At 71.0% G+C, this 17049-nt stretch carries 12 protein-coding genes; 6 read left to right on the forward strand and 6 right to left on the reverse strand.

Features of this window, described 5'->3' with window-relative positions; translation table 11 throughout:
• Positions 1-721: 721 nt before the first annotated feature.
• From GEV10_14135 to GEV10_14155, 5 genes are read right to left on the reverse strand one after another with little or no spacing between them, the layout of a single operon-like run.
• Entirely contained in the window at positions 722-2662 is a 1941-nt protein-coding gene (locus GEV10_14135; protein MQA79594.1) for a heparinase, read from the reverse strand.
• Between the two features lie 41 nt (positions 2663-2703).
• Positions 2704-4896: a zinc-binding dehydrogenase gene (locus GEV10_14140; GenBank protein ID MQA79595.1), complete on the reverse strand. Its 2193-nt coding sequence runs from the start codon at positions 4894-4896 to the stop codon at positions 2704-2706.
• Between the two features lie 34 nt (positions 4897-4930).
• The gene (asnB, locus tag GEV10_14145; protein ID MQA79596.1) at positions 4931-6835 is read right to left on the reverse strand and encodes an asparagine synthase (glutamine-hydrolyzing); all 1905 of its coding nucleotides are present in this window, start codon (positions 6833-6835) and stop codon (positions 4931-4933) included.
• A 3-nt stretch (positions 6836-6838) separates the two neighbouring features.
• A complete protein-coding gene (locus GEV10_14150) occupies positions 6839-8125 on the reverse strand; it encodes a glycosyltransferase (GenBank protein MQA79597.1) in 1287 nt (428 codons plus the stop codon).
• The gene (locus GEV10_14155) at positions 8119-9423 is read right to left on the reverse strand and encodes a nucleotide sugar dehydrogenase (GenBank protein MQA79598.1); all 1305 of its coding nucleotides are present in this window, start codon (positions 9421-9423) and stop codon (positions 8119-8121) included. Before GEV10_14155 ends, GEV10_14150 begins: the two co-directional genes overlap by 7 nt.
• A 157-nt stretch (positions 9424-9580) precedes the next feature.
• On the opposite strand from GEV10_14155, the gene GEV10_14160 reads away from it, so the two are divergent.
• Positions 9581-10252, forward strand: a complete 672-nt coding sequence (locus GEV10_14160) for a class I SAM-dependent methyltransferase (GenBank protein ID MQA79599.1) — start codon at positions 9581-9583, stop codon at positions 10250-10252.
• A 113-nt stretch (positions 10253-10365) separates the two neighbouring features.
• On the opposite strand, the gene GEV10_14165 is transcribed toward GEV10_14160, so the two are convergent.
• On the reverse strand, positions 10366-11727 hold the full coding sequence (locus GEV10_14165) for a right-handed parallel beta-helix repeat-containing protein (GenBank protein ID MQA79600.1): 1362 nt from the start codon (positions 11725-11727) through the stop codon (positions 10366-10368).
• Positions 11728-12102: 375 nt separating this feature from the next.
• Between GEV10_14165 and GEV10_14170 the strand changes: the two genes are divergently transcribed.
• From GEV10_14170 to GEV10_14190, 5 genes are read left to right on the forward strand one after another with little or no spacing between them, the layout of a single operon-like run.
• Positions 12103-13179, forward strand: coding sequence for an NAD-dependent epimerase/dehydratase family protein (locus tag GEV10_14170; GenBank protein MQA79601.1), 1077 nt, complete (start codon positions 12103-12105; stop codon positions 13177-13179).
• On the forward strand, positions 13176-14408 hold the full coding sequence (locus GEV10_14175; GenBank protein MQA79602.1) for a methyltransferase domain-containing protein: 1233 nt from the start codon (positions 13176-13178) through the stop codon (positions 14406-14408). Before GEV10_14170 ends, GEV10_14175 begins: the two co-directional genes overlap by 4 nt.
• Positions 14409-14417: 9 nt before the next feature.
• Positions 14418-15248, forward strand: coding sequence for a glucose-1-phosphate cytidylyltransferase (locus tag GEV10_14180; protein ID MQA79603.1), 831 nt, complete (start codon positions 14418-14420; stop codon positions 15246-15248).
• The gene (locus GEV10_14185) at positions 15248-15895 is read left to right on the forward strand and encodes a PIG-L family deacetylase (protein MQA79604.1); all 648 of its coding nucleotides are present in this window, start codon (positions 15248-15250) and stop codon (positions 15893-15895) included. The genes GEV10_14180 and GEV10_14185 overlap by 1 nt, the downstream gene beginning before the upstream one ends.
• A complete protein-coding gene (locus GEV10_14190) occupies positions 15676-17046 on the forward strand; it encodes a hypothetical protein (GenBank protein ID MQA79605.1) in 1371 nt (456 codons plus the stop codon). The genes GEV10_14185 and GEV10_14190 overlap by 220 nt, the downstream gene beginning before the upstream one ends.
• Positions 17047-17049 lie beyond the last annotated feature (3 nt).

Raw genomic sequence — 17049 nt, forward strand, 5'->3', positions numbered from 1 at the left:
ACCGTTGTGATCACGCCGTCGCCAGGGACACCGCGGGCCACCCCCTACTTTTCACCCGTAGGGGATGGCCCGCCAGGGTCCCCCAGTGGTTGACGTGATCAACGTGGACTTCACCTCGTGCCGGGACGAGGTGAAGTCCATGTCGGTGAGGTGAAGCTCCGCCGACGACCCTCGCAGCGCACCCGTGAACGGCACCCTCACCATGCCCCGACACGGTGAGGGTGCCGTTCACGGGTCGTGGCCGCGAGGCGACCGACACCACGACCGAGTCCACCCTTGTCACCCGCCCGGGGTCGCCGCACCAGCGGCGATGGATGACTGACAACTCACCTCGAGGGTGGGTCTTCCCACACCTGTTCACCGACCGGCGGTGCGGTGATCTTGTCCTCGTCCATATTCAAACACTAGACCGAGCCAGTTACGGTACTCCGCGAATTCAGGCGTATTACCGACCGATGCGGATCACGAACCAATAACGAATAGGCAGCCGCGGACCGGCGACCACGCAGCCACCGGGAAGCAAGGCAGCCACAGGAGCTGCCTCACCCCGTAGACGCGCGCTGTTCAGGTCGATCGTCGGGTGTCAAGACTCCGCCAGACCACAGCACCGCCATAAACGCCAAGCGGATTCTTGACACCCGACGATCGACTTAAACAATGAAAAGAGGGGTGAGGCAGCGGACCCCACAGACAGCGCACCCAACAGGCACCAACCCACAGATCACCCAACAGTAAGCACCGTATGCAGCCCCAAGTCCGCAGCAACAGACCCCGAGCCCACCAGCGAGAAGGACGGAACCCGCTGACCCAGCCGAGGCGAGTACCACCCCGCGACGGGTTCGAGAGACCCCCGATACACCGTCCACGAAAGCCGACCGGGCAGATCGAGGGTCGCCTCACCGGAGGACCACCGCAGCTTCGCCACCGAGCCGTCCAGCACCGCCGTGACGTCGGGACCGAGGTGGTACGCCATCCGCAGCCGATGCCCGGCACCGCCGAGGACGCGGTCCTCGACGTGCAGGGCGCGGCGCACGCGGTCGAGGCTCACCGTCCTGCGGTGCGTCGCCGGTGGCGACAGGGCGCGGTAGCCGTCGTGCTCGGCGGTCCACCTGACCGTGTCCTCGTCGTCCCCGACCGCGGTGTCGAGCACCCTTGTCCTGGCATGCCTGAGCCACAGGAAGGGACCGCCGTCGATCGACTGGTCGCGGTCGGCCAGCTCCACGGTGTTGTGGGCGAGGGTCGACCTGAAGTAGCCGCGCCAGCGTGGATCGCCGTGGTAGCAGTACGTCCCCGGGTCGACGAGCACGTCGACACCGCCCACCCGCAGCTCGACCGAGAGCGCGTCGGCGTGGGCGTGGGCCGCGATCGACAGGAAGCCGTGCGGCCCGCCGTCGCACCGGCACCAGATCTCTGGTCGCGCGTCGTCATGGGTGCGCAGCAGCGTCATCCCGGCGTCCGCGAAGTGCGACGGACGCACGAGCGGCCGGTCACCCGCCCGCACGCGCGGCCCGAGCAACGACCCGACGAGCGTGCTCGACACGTCGGGCGCAGCGCGTGGCCACCAGTCGAGCCGCGCGACGGCCGCCTCGCCGAGTGCGAGGAACGACGTCCAGGTGCTCGCGTCCGGCGGGTCGAGGACAAGAGCTCTCCCCTCGTCGCCGTCGCCCTGCCGAGGCGGCCGCCCCGTCTCGTCGACGACGGCCGCGGCCGCGTCGAACATCCGCGTGAGCAGCTCCCACGTGGCCGGCGCGAGCGGCGTGCCCGCAGCGTCGGCCTCCACGGCGGCGAGCAGGCCGAGCTCGGCGACGAAGCGGTGGTAGTCGGACGCCAGCTCGCGGTTCAGCCCGTCGCCGAACGTGTTGCGGTCGAGCTCGCGCGCGAGCCGCGCCGACGCGTCGGCGCGCCAGCGCGCGCTCTCCGCGAACCACGGGAACGCGCAGGCCGCGACGAGCCGGCCGGCGGCCTCGGCGATCACGTGGTTGTTCGCGGACGAGCCGCGGCTGACGAACCCGGCGAGGTAGCGCTGGTGCCAGTACAGCTGCCGGAGCGCGAGGTCGTCGCGTTCGAACAGCTCGCCGACACCCGGCCAGTCCGCCAGCAGCCGCCTGATCCACGCCCAGCCGATCAGCCGGATCCCGGTCTCGATGCCGCTGGTCCAGTGGATGCCGGACAGGAACGGGTTCTCCCGCCACCACGAACGGAGCTGCTCGGCGACCCGCTGCGCGTACGCGTCGTCGCCGGTGAGGTACCAGGCCGACGCGAGCAGGGTGAGGTGGTGCTGCCGCGACAGCTCCCAGACCTGCTTGACGTTGCCGGTCTCGCCCTCGGACCTGTGGTTGATGCGGAACGCGTACACGTCGGGCGACGACCGCCGGCCGGTGACCGGGTCGAGGAACCAGTCCGGCGCGACGAGGTCGGTGCGCACGACGCCGAGCACGTCGAGGTGCCCGGCGAGGATCTCGTCGGCGGCCTTGACGACCGCCGCCTTCGCGTCGGCGGGAACGGCGTCACGCGCGTCCTCGGGCAGCACCGCGGTGAACCGGCGCTCGGGCACCAGCCGCACCGGGGTCGCGGGCTCCTGCCCAGGACGCACCTGGAGCGACGCCCACCGCGTCTGCCGCACCTGGTCCCGGGTGCGCCAGACCACCTCGGCGGGCGACATCCGCGCGAGCCGGCGCGCATACCACCGCAGCGAGGGACCGCTCACTGCGTCTCCACCGCTCCTATGGCTTCCGGCCGGCCGCTCGCCAGGCTCCGGTCCACCGCGATCGTCGCCCGCGTGGTCGCAACGAGCGAGTCGAACGCGATCGGCATCGGACCGCCCGTGCGCACCGCCGCGACGAAGCGTTCGAGCTCGCGGCGCTGACCCTTGTCCTGGCCCCCTCTCGCCCGCCTGGTCGTGGCGCGCCGCCCGGTCCACAGCCGCGTCGACCGGAAGTCGTCGAGGCGCGCGTTGCGCCCGCCACCGGTCGCGTCGAGGGTCTCCTTCGGGAACCGCTCGTTGCCGCCGGTGACGTACGTGACGGTGCCCACCGATCCGTTCGCGAAGCGCAGAGTCACGTGGACGTCGCCCGGCTCGCCGCCGCCGACCGCGTAGACCCCGACGGGCGGGCTGTCGACCCACCACGTGAGCGTGTCGAGGAAGTGCCCGCCCTCGCCGGCGAACCTGCTGCCCTCCTGCGCCTCGTCGAGGTACCAGCTCGATGCGTCGAGCGCGCCGGCGTTCACCAGGTAGCGGACGGCGGCGCCGTCCCCGCACGGGCCGAAGCCCGCCTTGAGGTCGGTGAGCAGTGGCGCGAACCGGCGGTTGAACCCGACCATGATCCGGTCGTTCCCGGTCTCCGCGACGGTCTCGACGATCCGGTCGACCTCCTCGGAGGTCAGGGCCAGCGGCTTCTCGACGAAGACCGCCTTGCCGCGTTCGAGCGCGCGACAGGCGAGGTCGGCGTGCGTGCTGTGGCGCGTGACGACGAACACCGCGTCGACCGCGTCGTCGTCGAGCACGGCGTCGGCGTGCGTCGACACGCGGGTGAAGCCGAACCGCCGCTTGGCGTTGGCCGCGGACAGTGAACGGTTGGTCGCCACGTGGACGAGCTCGGCCGCGCCGTCCTTCGCGAGGTGGGGCAGCAGCATCGACGACGCGTAGTTGCCTGCGCCGACGAAACCGAGCCGCGGCGTCGCCCCGTCCCGCTGGCGCGGGAGCACCGTTGCAGGCGGGACGACCCGCGGTGGCGTGTACCCGGCTCCGGGCGCCGCCTCCGCCGGCGCAGGGTACGCGAACAGGAAGCCCACACCGGGCAGCGCGCCCTCGCTGAGCTGTCGGTAGGCGTCCGTCGCGTCGGCGATCGGGAACACCCGCGCGATGAGCGACCCGACGTCGATCTGCTCGCGGGCGATGAGGTCGACGAAGCACTCGAGGTTGCGCCGCTCCGTCCACCGCACGTAGCCGATCGGGTAGTCGACGCCGTGGAGCTCGTACGTGTCGTCGTAGCGCCCTGGCCCGTACGACCGGGAGAAGCGGACGTCGAGCTCCTTGTCGTAGTAGGCGTTCCACGGCAGGTCGAGACGGGTCTTGCCGATGTCGACGACGCGGGCACGGTCGCGCGCGAGCCGTGCCGCGGTCTCGACGGGCCCGTTCGACGACCCGCCGGCCACCAGGAACACGTGGTCCGCGCCGGCACCTCCGGTCGCCTCGGACAGCGCGCGTTCGAGCGTCTCGACGCCCGCCTCCGACGGCTCGGCGGCGAGCAGCGCGCCCGCCTTCTCCGCCATCCGGCAGCGTTCCTCGACCGTGTCGATGCCGAAGACGCGGACGCCCGACGCGACGAGCAACCGGACGACGAGCTGACCGACCAGGCCGAGACCGACGACGCACGCCGAGTCGCCGAGCTGCACCTCGGACCTGCGGACGCCGTGCATGGCGATGGCGCCCACGGTGGCGAACGCGGCCTGCTCGGGCGGGACGCCATCGGGCACGGGCACGCACATGTTCGTGGGGATCCAGTTGTACTCGGCATGGAGCGCGTACTCGTTGCCCGCGGCGGCGACGACCTGGCCGACGCTGAACTCCTCGGCTCCGCGCCCGACCTCGACCACCACGCCGCACAGCGAGTAGCCGAGCGGGGTGTAGGAGTCGAGGCGGTTCATGACCTTCTTGTACGTCGTCAGCGCGCCCTGCTTGGCGACGGAGTCGACGACCTTGCGCACCTGGTCGGGACGCGCGCGTGCCTTGCCGAGCAGCGAGAGCTTCGCCTCGCCCACCTTCATCAGCTCGGTACCCGTCGAGATGAGGGAGTACAGCGAGCGGACGAGCACGCCGCCGGGCGCACACGTCGGCGGCGGGACGTCGAGCACGGTCAGCTCGCCCGAGCGGTAGTTCTGCGCAACCTGTCTCATGTCGCCCTTCGCCTGGTATCTCGCCGTACGCCCGTCAGCTCACGCCGAGGGACCGCATGTTCCGGTGCCATGTCTCGAGCGTCAGCAGCTGCCAGATCTGCTTCGACCTGTCCTCGCGCCCGGAGCGCTCGTCGTCGACGAGACGTGCGAGGGCGGGACGCCGCAGGAACCCCGAACGCGCCAGCTCGCCGGACAGCAGGTCGTCGTCGACCATCTCGCGCAGGTCGGTGTCGACCCAGGCCCGCAGCGGCGCGCCGAACGACGCCTTCGGCCGGTACACGATCTCCTTCGGCAGCCAGGCCTCGGCGGCGCGCTTGAGCGCGAGCTTGCCCTGCCGACCACGGATCTTGTCCCCACCGGGGATCGAGAACGCCGCGCGCACGACCTCGGGGTCGACGAACGGCACCCGTACCTCGGTCGACGCGGCCATGCTCGCCCGGTCGGTGTACGCGAGGTTGAGTCCGGGCAGGAACATCCGCGTGTCGGCCAGGCACATGCGGCTGACGTGGTCACCGAGCGCGTTGTCGTGGTACGTCTCCGCGTGCTCGTCGAGGATCTCCCCGACGTGGCCGGCGAGCTCCGGGTCGAGGAGGTCGACCAGCTCGCCGGGGTCGTACATGGTGTAGCTGCGCCGGAACGCCGCCTCCTCGGGCAGCTCGGCGAACGTGAGGAACCGCTTGGCCCAGCGGACGTACCGCAGGCCGCGGCCGTTCGCGGTGACCGGAGCGCGGTCGACCGCGGCGTGCACGGCCCCGGTGAGCGGGTCGGGGAGCCGCCGGTAGCGCTGCGCGATCACGCAGGCGAGCTGCTTGCGGTAGCCGCCGAACAGCTCGTCGGCGCCCATCCCCGACAGCAGCACCTTGACCCCGGCGTCGCGCGCGGCCTCGCACATCAGCAGCGTGTTGATCGCCGCGGGGTCGCCGATCGGCTCGTCGAGCACGTCGGTGATGCGCGGCAGCAGGTCGACGACGTTCGGCGCGATCTCGATCTCGTGCAGGTTGACGCCGTACCTCGCCGCGACCTTGCGCGCGTAGATCGCGTCGTCGGGCATCGCCTCGCGCCGCTGGTCCTCGGGCCGGAACGTGATCGTGTACGCGTCGAGGCCCGGCTCGGCACGCTTGGCGAGCACCGTGACGAGGCTGGAGTCGAGGCCGCCGCTCAGGAAGCTCGACACGGGCACGTCGGAGACGAGGTGCGCGGCGACCGAGTCCTCGAGCACCTGGCGCAGGTCGGCCGGCGGTCCCGCGGCGGCCTCGGCCGCGACGTCGGCGATCCGCCAGTACGTGCCGTACCGGCTGCCGCCGTCCGGGCAGAACTCCGCCCACGACCCCGGCGGCAGCTTGTGGACCCCCTCGATCGCGCACCGGTTCTCCGGCAGCCAGTAGAAGAGCATCGACGCGATCAGGGCACCGGGCTCGGTGCGCAGCTCGGGACCGATCGCCGCGACCAGCGCCTTGAGCTCGGACGCGAAGACGACGCCGCCCTGCCGCAGGGTGTAGAAGAGCGGCTTGATGCCCATCGGGTCGCGCGCCAGCGTGAGCTTCCGCGTCCGCTCGTCGAACACGGCGAACGCGAACATGCCGCGGAAGCGCGAGAGCGCACCGGTCCCCCAGTACCGCCACGCCTCGAGCACCACCTCGGTGTCGGAGTCGGTACGAAAGTGCACGCCCGCCCGGGTGAGCTGGGTACGCAGCTCGCGGTAGTTGTACAGCTCGCCGTTGTACGTCAGGGTCAGACCCTGCTTCGTGAACGGCTGGTCTGCGGCGGCGGTGAGGTCGATGATCGACAGACGCCGGTGCGCCAGGTGCAGCTGGAGGTTCTCCTCCTCGATGCACACGATGCCGCTCGCGTCAGGACCGCGGTGGCCGAGCCGTTCGCTCATCGTCAGGGCGACCGCCTTGCCGTCGTCCTGCTGGAAGCACCCCGCGATCCCGCACATACGTCAGCCCCCCTGCATTGTCGAGACGCCGGTGGTGGACGCCGGCGCGGCGTCGGTAGGGGCGGCGAGGCCGTTGTAGACGCCGACGTACGCCTGCAGCTGGTGCGTCCACGCCAACTCGCGCTCGACGCGCCTGCGGCCGAACGCGCCCATCCGCCGGCGGCGCGGCTCGTCGTCGGCGAGGGCGACGATCGCGTCGGCGTACTTGTCGACGTCGTTCGGCTCGACGTAGACGGCGGCGTCGGCAGCGGACACCCGCGTCTCGCGCAGGTCGAAGGCGACGACCGGGAGGCCGAAGGCCATGTACTCCATGGTCTTGTTCATCGTCGAGACGTCGTTGAGCGGGTTGAGCGGGTCGGGTGAGAGCCCGATGTCCGCCGTCGACATGACCTCGGCGACCGTCTCGTCGGGAGCGCGTCCGGTGAACTCGACGTGCCCGCGCAGGTCCAGCTCGTCGCGCAACGCCGCGAGCTCGTCGTAGCAGTCGCCGCTGCCGATGATCGTGAACGCGATGTCGTCGCGGCCCAGCTCGTGCACGACCCGGTGGGCCGCGCGCACCACGACGTCGACACCGTCCTGCGGACCCATCACGCCGATGTACGCGGCCAGGTGGCGGCGTCCGCGGCGGCGCTCGGGGTACTCCTGCCCGCGACGCAGCAGGTCGGGGTCGGGCCCGGTGCGCACCACGGTGACGTCGGCCGGCAGCTTGCCGCTGCGTTCCACCGCGATCCGCCGGTACGAGTCGTTGGTCGAGATGACGTGGTCGGCCGTCCGGTGCGTGCGGCGTTCGAGCGCGCGCAGCATGCGGTACGGGAACGACGCGCCATCGGGAAAGCGCGACTCGTACAGCTCGGGACACAGGTCGTGGTGGTCGAACACGAACCGGCTGCCGTCGGTCCTGCGCAGGAACGAGGCGATCGGCCAGAAGATGTCGGGCGGGTTGCAGGCCTGGAACACCTGGAACCGCCCGCGCCTGCGCGCCCGGCCGGTCAGCCACGCGGTCGCCGCGAACGAGGTGATGTACTCCGCGAGGTAGCTCAGCGTGCCACCGGTGGTGACGAAGCCCTTGTACTTGTACAGGTGGACGCCGTCGAGGTGCTGGTACGACGGGTCGCCCGGTCCCTTGGGGCACACCACGGAGACGTCCCAGCCGTCGGCGACGAGCGCCTGGCACTCCAGCCACACGCGGCGGTCGAACGGCACGGGCAGGTTCTGCACCACGACCAGCGCCCGGCGCTGCGTCCCACGGCGGGCGGCTCGGCGCCGCGCGCTGCGATCGACGGCTACCATCCGACCCCCTCGTATCCGGCGAGCGCCTCGACGTCGTCGCCGAGGCGTCCGCTCAGGTCGACGACCCGCCGCGGTGGGTTCGCCACCAGCGCGTCGAGCACCGCGGGGTCCGTGGACGACACGAGTGCGACGTCGGCGCCGCGCAACGCCTCGAGCGGACCGTCGGTGAACAGCCGCCGCAGGTGCGGCAGCTTCGACTCCACGTGTTTGCGGTTCGCGCCGATCAGCCGCGCGGGGTTGACGAGAGCGTCGTAGATGCGCAGCTCGTACCCCTTGCCGATGAGGCGTTCCGCCAGCTCGACGCTCGGGCTCTCGCGCAGGTCGTCCGTCGCGGACTTGAAGCTCAGCCCGAGCAGCGCGACCACCTGCGCGTCCGTCGCGACGACCCGGTCGACCACCTCGTGCACGACGCGCTCGTTGCTCGCCAGGGTGCCGGCGAGCAGCGGCATGTCGGCGCTGTTCATCCGCGCGAGGTACAGCAGCGACCTGAGGTCCTTCGGCAGGCACGACCCGCCGAACGCGAAGCCCGGCCGCAGGTACGTCGGCGAGATGTTGAGTCTCGTGTCGGTGCAGAAGAGCTCCATCACCTCGCGGGTGTCGACGCCGAAGGGGCGGAACATCCGACCCATCTCGTTGGCGAACGACACCTTGGTGGCGTGGAACGCGTTGCACGCGTACTTCAGCGCCTCCGCGCTGCGGACGTCGACGACCCGTACCGACCGGTCGAGGAACCCGAACAGCTCCGTGACGACCTTACCCACGCGCTCGTCAGGCGTGCCGACGACCACGAACGGCGGGTCGAAGAAGTCGGCGACCCCCGAGCCCTCGCGCAGGAACTCCGGGCACATCCCCGCACCCGCACTCTCCGCGGGCAGCGCCGGCGCGACGACGTTCTCCACCGTCCCCGGCGGGACCGTGCTGCGCACGACGACCGCGTGGAAGTCCGACGCCGCGGGCCGTGCGACGGTCAGCGCGCGGGCGATGCCATCGACGGCGCTCTGCACGTACGACAGGTCGGTGCTGCCGGTGGACGTCGACGGCGTCGGCACGCACACCAGCGACAGGTCCGCACCGTCCAGTGCGACCTGCGGATCGGTGGTCGCGTGCAGGTTCCCCGCGACGACCGCCGCGGAGATCATCTCCGCGAGACCCGGCTCGATGACGGGACTGCGTCCCGCGTTGATCGCATCGACCTTCCCTGCGTCGACGTCGACTCCCCAGACGTCGTGACCGTGTGCCGCCAGACAGGCGGCGGTGACCGACCCCACGTAACCCACGCCGAACACGGCGACCCTCATGGCGACTCCCCTGCTGACAACGACGATGCCCTGCGCAGTGGGTCTATAGAGCGGCCACCGACCACGATTGATACAGCGACGTTGCGGGCGAAAGCGGATGTATCAGGGTGGACGCTCGCGCATCCTCTGGTGGGGCACGCCGACCGGAGGTTCACTCATGACCGGACTCGCACAACGGGTACACCACAAGCTCGGAGATCCCGACCGCAAGAACTCGCTGTCGAGCAGGCGCCGCGCCGTCCGCTTCCAGGAGCTGCTGCGACGCTTCCCGGCGCTGGACTCGATGCGCGTCCTCGACCTCGGGGGAACTCCGGAGTTCTGGCGCTCGGCCCCCGTGCAGCCCGCGTTTGTGACGACGGTCAACCTCGACCCGAAGTTCGAGCCGGAGGAGTCGTGGCTGCACCACGTCGAAGGCGACGCGTGCAACCCCGCCACGGTGGACCGCTGCCCGGGGACGTACGACATCGTCGTCTCCAACAGCCTCATCGAGCACGTCGGCGGCTACCAGCGTCGTCGCGACCTCGCCGCCGTGATCAGCTCCGCCGCGCCCGCCCACTGGGTACAGACGCCCGACCGCTACTTCCCCGTCGAACCGCACTACGTCGCTCCGGGTTTCCAGTTCCTCCCCGTGTGGGCCCGCGCCCGCCTCGTCAGCCGGTGGCCGCTCGCCCACGAGCGCGTCTACACCACCGAGGACGCCCTCGCCCAGGTGCTGACGATCGACCTGGTGAGCGCCACCGAGCTGCGCCACCTGTTCCCCACCTCGAGCATCTGGCACGAGCGCATGTTCCGTCTGTCCAAGTCACTCGTCGCGATCGGCGGCGCCTGACCCGGCGCGCGCACTACTGCGGCCACCCGTGAGGGGCACCCTCACCGTGTCAGGGCACGGTGAGGGTGCCCCTCACGGGCCAGGCGCAGGCGCCCGCCACCGGAGCCGGCGACTCAGCGGAACCGGCTTCCCTTGTCCTGGCGGTACGGCTCGGCGCGCCACTTGGCGGCCGACAGCTCGCGGGACACGTCGTAGCCCACGAACGTCCACGGCCCGACGTACGTGTTGGCGTACCAGCGGTTGTCCTGGTCGAAGGTGATCGCCTGCTGCACCACCTCACCGTCGTACGGCGACCAGGCGGGGTAGGTGCCGTAGTTGGCGAGCAGTGCCATCCGCCCGCAGGTCTTGCTCCGGCATCCGGGGACGGCGGCCGGGTCGAGCACGAAGCGGTTGTCGTGGACGGAGACGCGCTGGGTCTTCCACCGGCAGTCGGCGTAGAGCGTGCCGCGGGCGATACCGGGCTGCGCGCATCGCGACGCCTTCGGGACGAGGCGGGTGCAGTCGCCGCTGGGGTTCGCCGGGCTGTTGCAGAAGCGGTCGGCGTTCTCCCAGGCGGTGATGCCCGACCAGTTGTTCTCGAGCAGGTTGCTGTGGACGTCGATCTTGTCGGTGCGCGCCGGGATGCGCGGCTCGCCGCCGGACTCGGAGAGGTAGATGGCCGAGCTCGGGAACGTGTCGCCGCGGTCGGAGAACTCCCGGCCCTCGACCCAGTTGTTCCTGCGCATGACGTTGTCGCGGATGATCGCGTTGTAGCTGGTCTCGTAGATGATCGCGGCGCTGTCGTTCTCCTCGAACAGGTTGTCCTCGACGAGGATGTCGTTGTTGTTGACGTCGGCCCACAGACCCGGCCCGCGGTTGTCGTGGATCCAGTTGTTCCGCAGGTCCGCGCCGTCGACCGCCCAGAGCTTGAGGCCGCCGGTGCACCCGCAGCCCTCGAGCTTCCGCTCCCAGTCGTCGGTGTTGTTGCCGACGATCTCGTTGCCCTCGACGACCAGGTCGGTGATGGTGTTGCCCTGCTTGTACGCGTTGATGCCGTACTGGCCGTTGTCGCGCAGGCAGTTGCCGCGGATCCGCTGGTGCTCGCCCGCCATCATGGCGGCACCGGAGTTCTTCTCGATGGTGTTGTGCTCGACCACCCAGCCGTCACCGGAGTCGTGGTTGACGACTCCCTGGTTGTGCGGCGCGACAAACCCCGTGATCGTGAGGTACCTGACGGTGACGCCCGAGGCCTGCTGGGTGAACGCGAAGTAGTTGCGCCCCTTGCCGTCGAGCACCGCGCCGGGTGCGCCGAGGTAGGTGTTGCCGGTCTTCGGGATCACCTGGCCGAACCGGTCGTCGCCGAGCGTGTGCCTGCCGGGACGGAGCCAGAACGTCGTGCCCGGCGGGTTCGCCTGGGTCTTGTCGGAGAGGTCGACGTCGACCGCCGGGTCGACGACCACGGCACCCGCCGGCGGGCGGGCCGGTCCCCGCGCCATGGCGTCGCAGACCCGCGCCACCTCGACGTTCCGCGTCGGCCCCTCGTCGGTGGCCGTCGGACGGGGTGTCGGCCGGTCGTCAGGGACCGCCGCGAGCGGGGTGGACGTGTGCGCCACCGCCAGGACCAGCACGAGCACGACGAGCGCCGCCAGCGCGCCGCGGACGCCCCTCCTGCCCGTGGCGTCCACGAAGGTGTCCTCCCCTGCGGCGTGCTCCGGCGGAGCCGTCGTCCACTGGAGCGCCGGGACCCGGTGGTGATACAGCGCACGCTACGCCGATTCCGGTGTATCAGATCGAGGTCACGCCGATCTGTTGGAAGGGACCACTCCGGCCCCACGGATTCGAACGACCGACCGACGGGCAGGGGACGACGGATGAAGGTACTGGTCGCAGGCGATCGCGGCTACATAGGTGCGGTGCTGGTCCCGTTCCTGCGCGGGGCGGGACACGAGGTCGACGGCCTCGACCTCGGCCTGTACGAGGGGTGCGACTTCCGCGGCGGCCCGGAGGACGTGCGGCGGGCGCCGCGCGACACCCGTGACGTCATCCCGGGCGACGTCGCCGGGTACGACGCGGTCATCTGCCTGGCCGCCCTGTCCAACGACCCGCTCGGCCACCTCAACCGCGCGACGACGTTCTCGGTGAACCTCGACGGAACGGTGCGGCTGGCTCAGCAGGCCAAGGCCGCCGGCGTGCCGCGGTTCCTGTTCGCGTCGTCCTGCAGCCTCTACGGAGCCGCGGGCTCGGACGCGGTCGCCGAGGACGCCACGATGTCGCCCGTGACGCCGTACGGCGAGACCAAGGCGCTCGCCGAGGTGGAGCTCTCCAAGCTCGCCGACGACGACTTCAGCCCGACCTACCTGCGTAACGCCACGGCGTACGGGGCCTCGCCCAGGCTCCGTCTCGACATCGTGGTCAACAACCTCACCGGCATCGCGACGACGACCGGGCAGGTGCGGCTGGAGAGCGACGGCACGCCGTGGCGGCCGCTCGTCCACATCGAGGACATCAGCCGGGCATTCCTCGCGATGATGGAGGCACCCCGCGAGCTCGTGCACGACGAGGCCTTCAACATCGGCCGCGCCGAGGACAACGTCCAGGTGCGCGACATCGCCGAGATGGTCCGCGACGCCGTGCCCGGCTCGACGGTGACGCTGGCGGACGGCGCCGGGCCCGACGTGCGCGACTACCGCGTCGACTTCGCCAAGCTGACCGACACCTTCCCCGACCTCGGGCTCGCCTGGACGGTGCGCGACGGCGTCGAAGAGCTCGCGAAGGCGTACCTCGACCACGGGCTGACGTACGGCGAGTTCACCTCGGCGCAGTTCGTCCGGCTGCGGCGGATCAACCAGCTGCTCTCCCTCGGTCTCGTCAACGAGGAGATGCGGCGTACCAGCGACCAGCCCTTCCCGACCCCCGGGTCGGTTCGCGTCGAGGAGACCACGCGATGACAACCCTTCCGTCCTGCCGCCTGTGCGGCGCCACCCTGACCCGCACGTTCGTCGACATCGGCATGTCGCCGCCGTGCGAGAGCTACGTGAGCGCGGACGCGCTCGACGGGCCGGAGACGTTCTACCCGCTGCACGTCCGCATCTGCGACGAGTGCCTGCTCGTGCAGCTGCCCGCGTACGTCACGGCCGAGGACGTCTTCAGCGACTACGCCTACTTCTCGTCGTACTCCGACAGCTGGGTGGCGCACGCCGAGCGGTTCGTCGCGGGCATGGCCGACCGGCTCGGGCTCGACGAGCACAGCCTGGTCACCGAGGTCGCGAGCAACGACGGCTACCTGCTGCAGCACGCGGTCGCCCGCGGCATCCGGGTGCTCGGTGTCGAGCCGGCAGGCAACGTCGCCGTCGTCGCGCAGGAACGCGGCATCAGGACCGAGGTCCAGTTCCTCGGCGAGCGGACGGGGACGGAGATCGCGGAGCGGTACGGCGCCGCCGACCTGGTCGTCGGCAACAACGTGTTCGCGCACGTGCCCGACCTGCTCGACTTCGTGCGCGGCCTGCGCGCACTCGTCGCCGACCACGGCATGGTGTCGCTGGAGTTCCCGCACCTGCGCCGGCTGATCGAGAGCCGGCAGTACGACACCATCTACCACGAGCACTACTCGTACTACACGCTGAAGACGGCCGCCGCCGCGCTGGCGACCGGCGGGCTGACCGTGGTCGACGTCGAGGAGCTGCCGACGCACGGCGGCTCGCTGCGGGTCATGGCGATGCCCGACGCGGCCGCCGGCGAGCCGTCCGACATGGTCGGCAAGGTGTTCGCCGAGGAGCGCGAGGCGGGCCTGCACACGGTCGAGGGCCACGCCGGCTTCGCGCGCGACGTCTTCGAGGTCAAGGCCGCGCTCGTCGAGTTCCTCGTCTCCGCCGCGCGCGCCGGCAAGTCCGTCGCCGGCTACGGCGCACCGGGCAAGGGCAACACGCTGCTCAACCACTGCGGCATCCGCGAGGACCTGCTCCCGTTCACCGTCGACCGGAGCCCGCACAAGCACGGGATGTACCTGCCGGGCACGCACATCCCGATCCACCCGCCGGAGCGCCTCGCCGAGGTGAGACCCGACTACATCCTGATCCTCCCGTGGAACCTGCGCGAGGAGATCGTCCACCAGCTCGAGTACGCGCGGGAGTGGGACGCCAAGTTCGTCGTCCCGATCCCGCACCTTGACGTGATCTAGGAGATTGCCATGAAGGTCGTGATCTTCTGCGGGGGTCTGGGGCTGCGCATGCGCAGCGGGGTGGACTCCGCGCCGAAGCCGATGATGACCATCGGCGACCGGCCGGTGCTGTGGCACGTGATGCGCTACTACGCGCACTTCGGTCACAACGAGTTCATCCTGTGCCTCGGGCACGGCGCCGCCTCGGTGAAGCAGTACTTCCTGCAGTACGAGGAGACGCACTCCAACGACTTCGTCCTCGCGAAGGGCGGCCGGCAGATCGAGCTGCTGGAGTCGGACATCAGCGAGTGGCGGATCACGTTCGTCGACACCGGCATCGACACGAGCATCGGCGAGCGGCTGCGCCGCGTCCGCCCGTACCTCGAGGACGACGAGATCTTCCTCGCCAACTACGGCGACGTGCTCACCGACGCCCCCATGGACAGGATCGTCGACCAGTTCGCGACGAGCTCCGCCGTGGCGAGCCTGCTCGCGGTGCGGCCGCAGGAGTCGTTCCACATCGTCGAGTTCGACGCCGACTCCCGCGTCGGCGGTATCCGCTCGGTCACCGACCTCCCGCTGTGGATCAACGGCGGCTACTTCGTGCTGCGGCAGGAGGTGTTCGACGTCCTCGGCAAGGGCGAGGACCTCGTCGGCGACGCGTTCACCCGGCTGTCGGCGATGAGCAAGCTGCTCGCCGTGCCGCACCACGGGTTCTGGGCGGCGATGGACACGCTCAAGGAGCGGCAGGGCCTGGAGGAGCTGTACCGCCAGGGCTCACCGCCGTGGGTGGTGTGGGCACGCGACGCGGCCAGGTCCGCCGAACGACCCGCGGCGCCGGCGCCGGTGCTGGCCTCCTGATGCTGCCGTTCGACCTGGGCCTGCGCGGCGGGCGCCCCCATCTGGTGGCTCTCGCCGCGCACCCCGACGACCTCGAGATCGGGTGCGGCGGCACACTGCTCACCCTCGCCGCGACGGTCCCCGGCCTCACCGCGGAGATCGTCGTCGCCACCGGCACACCCGCACGACTCGACGAGGCGAGAGCGAGTGCCGCGCTCTTCCTCCCGGGGTGCACGGTCTCCGTCCGCACCGGCGACCTGCCGGACGGGCGCCTGCCCGCCCACTGGAACGAGGTCAAGGAGCTGCTCGAGGCCACGGCCCGCGACGGCCACGCCGACCTCGTCCTCGCCCCGAGCACCGCCGACGCCCACCAGGACCACCGGCTTGTCGCCGAGCTCGTGCCCACCGTGTGGCGCGACCACCTCGTGCTCGGTTACGAGATCCCGAAGTGGGACGGCGACCTCGGCCGTCCCACGCTCTACGTCCCGCTCGACGACGACGTCATGCGCGACAAGGTCGAACGCCTGCACAAGGCGTTCCCCTCACAGGTGGGGCGCGACTGGTTCGACGACGAGGTCTTCCGCGGCCTCGCCCGGCTGCGCGGCATGGAGTGCCGGGCGAAGTACGCCGAGGCGTTCACGACGACGAAGGCGAGGCTCACGTGGTGACGACGGCGTCCCACTGCCGGGGTTGCGGCTCCACCGACCTCGTGCTCGTCGTCGATCTCGGCGAGCAGACCGCCGCCGACTACTTCCCGCCGGTGGACACGCCGGGCGAGGACCCGCGGTGGCCGCTGGAGCTGTGGCTGTGCCGCGTGTGCACGCTCGTCCAGCTGGGTGACGTCGAGCCCGCGCTCCCCGAGGTACCACTCGCCGTGGAGTCCGCGACGAGCCTCGCGCACTCCGAGCGGTCGGTCGGCGAGATCCTGCGCGAGCACCCCGACCTCGCCGACGCACCGGTGTACGAGTTCGCCAGCCACCACGGCGGTTCGTGGCTCGGTCACCTCGGCGCCGCCGGCTGCCGGGTCGCCGGCGGCGGCGAGAAGGCGCGACTGGTCGTCGACGTCCACGGTCTCGTGCATCACCAGGACCTCGGACGCAGCCTCGACGAGCGCGCGGAGCGACTGGCCCCCGACGGCCTGCTCGTCTGCGAGTTCCACCACCTGCTCCCACTCGTCACCGGCACCCAGTTCGACACGATCAGGCACGGGCACTGGACCTACCTGTCGCTGGGCGCCGTCCGCGCACTCGCCGCCGCGCGCGGTCTGGTCGTTGTCTCGGTCAGGCACGTGGCGCTCTTCGGCGGCAGCCTGCAGGTGCATCTCAGACACACCGCCAGTGATCCCGAGGTCGACACCACGGTGCAGGAGGTCCTCGACGCCGAGGCCGCGGCGGGTCTCGACGACCGGCAGCGGCTCGCGGCGCTGCAGCAGGCGGCGTGGAGCTCGGCGGCGGCACTCCGCCGACGACTCGTGGCGGAGAAGCATCGCGGGCGTACCGTCCTCGGCTACGGCGCACCGTCGAAGGCACCGGTACTGCTCGACCTCAGCGAGGTCGGACCCGAGCTGCTCGCGTTCACGGTCGACGCCGCACCGGGGAAGCACGGTCGTCGCATCCCCGGGCGCGGTGTCCCGATCCGCCCGGTCGACGACCTGCGCGCCGCACGACCGGACGTCGTCCTGCTGTTCACGTGGGACATCGCGGACGAGGTGATCGCCTCGCTCGAGGCGGACGGCGGGTGGGGCGCGGAGTACCTGGTCCCCCTCCCCGAGCCGCACGTCGTGGCGGCGCCCGCCGAGCCCCGTCCCCTCGCGGGGTGAGGC

The organism is Streptosporangiales bacterium, from assembly GCA_009379955.1.
GTDB lineage: Bacteria > Actinomycetota > Actinomycetes > Streptosporangiales > WHST01 > WHST01.

What these genes read in the sequence shown, in the direction of transcription:
- GEV10_14135 (MQA79594.1), bottom strand. Translation starts at nt 2,662, where the DNA reads ATGTCGCCCGCCGAGGTGGTCTGGCGCACCCGGGACCAGGTGCGGCAG.
- GEV10_14185 (MQA79604.1), top strand. Translation starts at nt 15,248, where the DNA reads ATGCTGCCGTTCGACCTGGGCCTGCGCGGCGGGCGCCCCCATCTGGTG.
- GEV10_14140 (MQA79595.1), bottom strand. Translation starts at nt 4,896, where the DNA reads ATGAGACAGGTTGCGCAGAACTACCGCTCGGGCGAGCTGACCGTGCTC.
- GEV10_14150 (MQA79597.1), bottom strand. Translation starts at nt 8,125, where the DNA reads ATGGTAGCCGTCGATCGCAGCGCGCGGCGCCGAGCCGCCCGCCGTGGG.
- GEV10_14180 (MQA79603.1), top strand. Translation starts at nt 14,418, where the DNA reads ATGAAGGTCGTGATCTTCTGCGGGGGTCTGGGGCTGCGCATGCGCAGC.
- GEV10_14155 (MQA79598.1), bottom strand. Translation starts at nt 9,423, where the DNA reads ATGAGGGTCGCCGTGTTCGGCGTGGGTTACGTGGGGTCGGTCACCGCC.
- GEV10_14170 (MQA79601.1), top strand. Translation starts at nt 12,103, where the DNA reads ATGAAGGTACTGGTCGCAGGCGATCGCGGCTACATAGGTGCGGTGCTG.
- asnB (MQA79596.1), bottom strand. Translation starts at nt 6,835, where the DNA reads ATGTGCGGGATCGCGGGGTGCTTCCAGCAGGACGACGGCAAGGCGGTC.
- GEV10_14175 (MQA79602.1), top strand. Translation starts at nt 13,176, where the DNA reads ATGACAACCCTTCCGTCCTGCCGCCTGTGCGGCGCCACCCTGACCCGC.
- GEV10_14165 (MQA79600.1), bottom strand. Translation starts at nt 11,727, where the DNA reads ATGGCGCGGGGACCGGCCCGCCCGCCGGCGGGTGCCGTGGTCGTCGAC.
- GEV10_14160 (MQA79599.1), top strand. Translation starts at nt 9,581, where the DNA reads ATGACCGGACTCGCACAACGGGTACACCACAAGCTCGGAGATCCCGAC.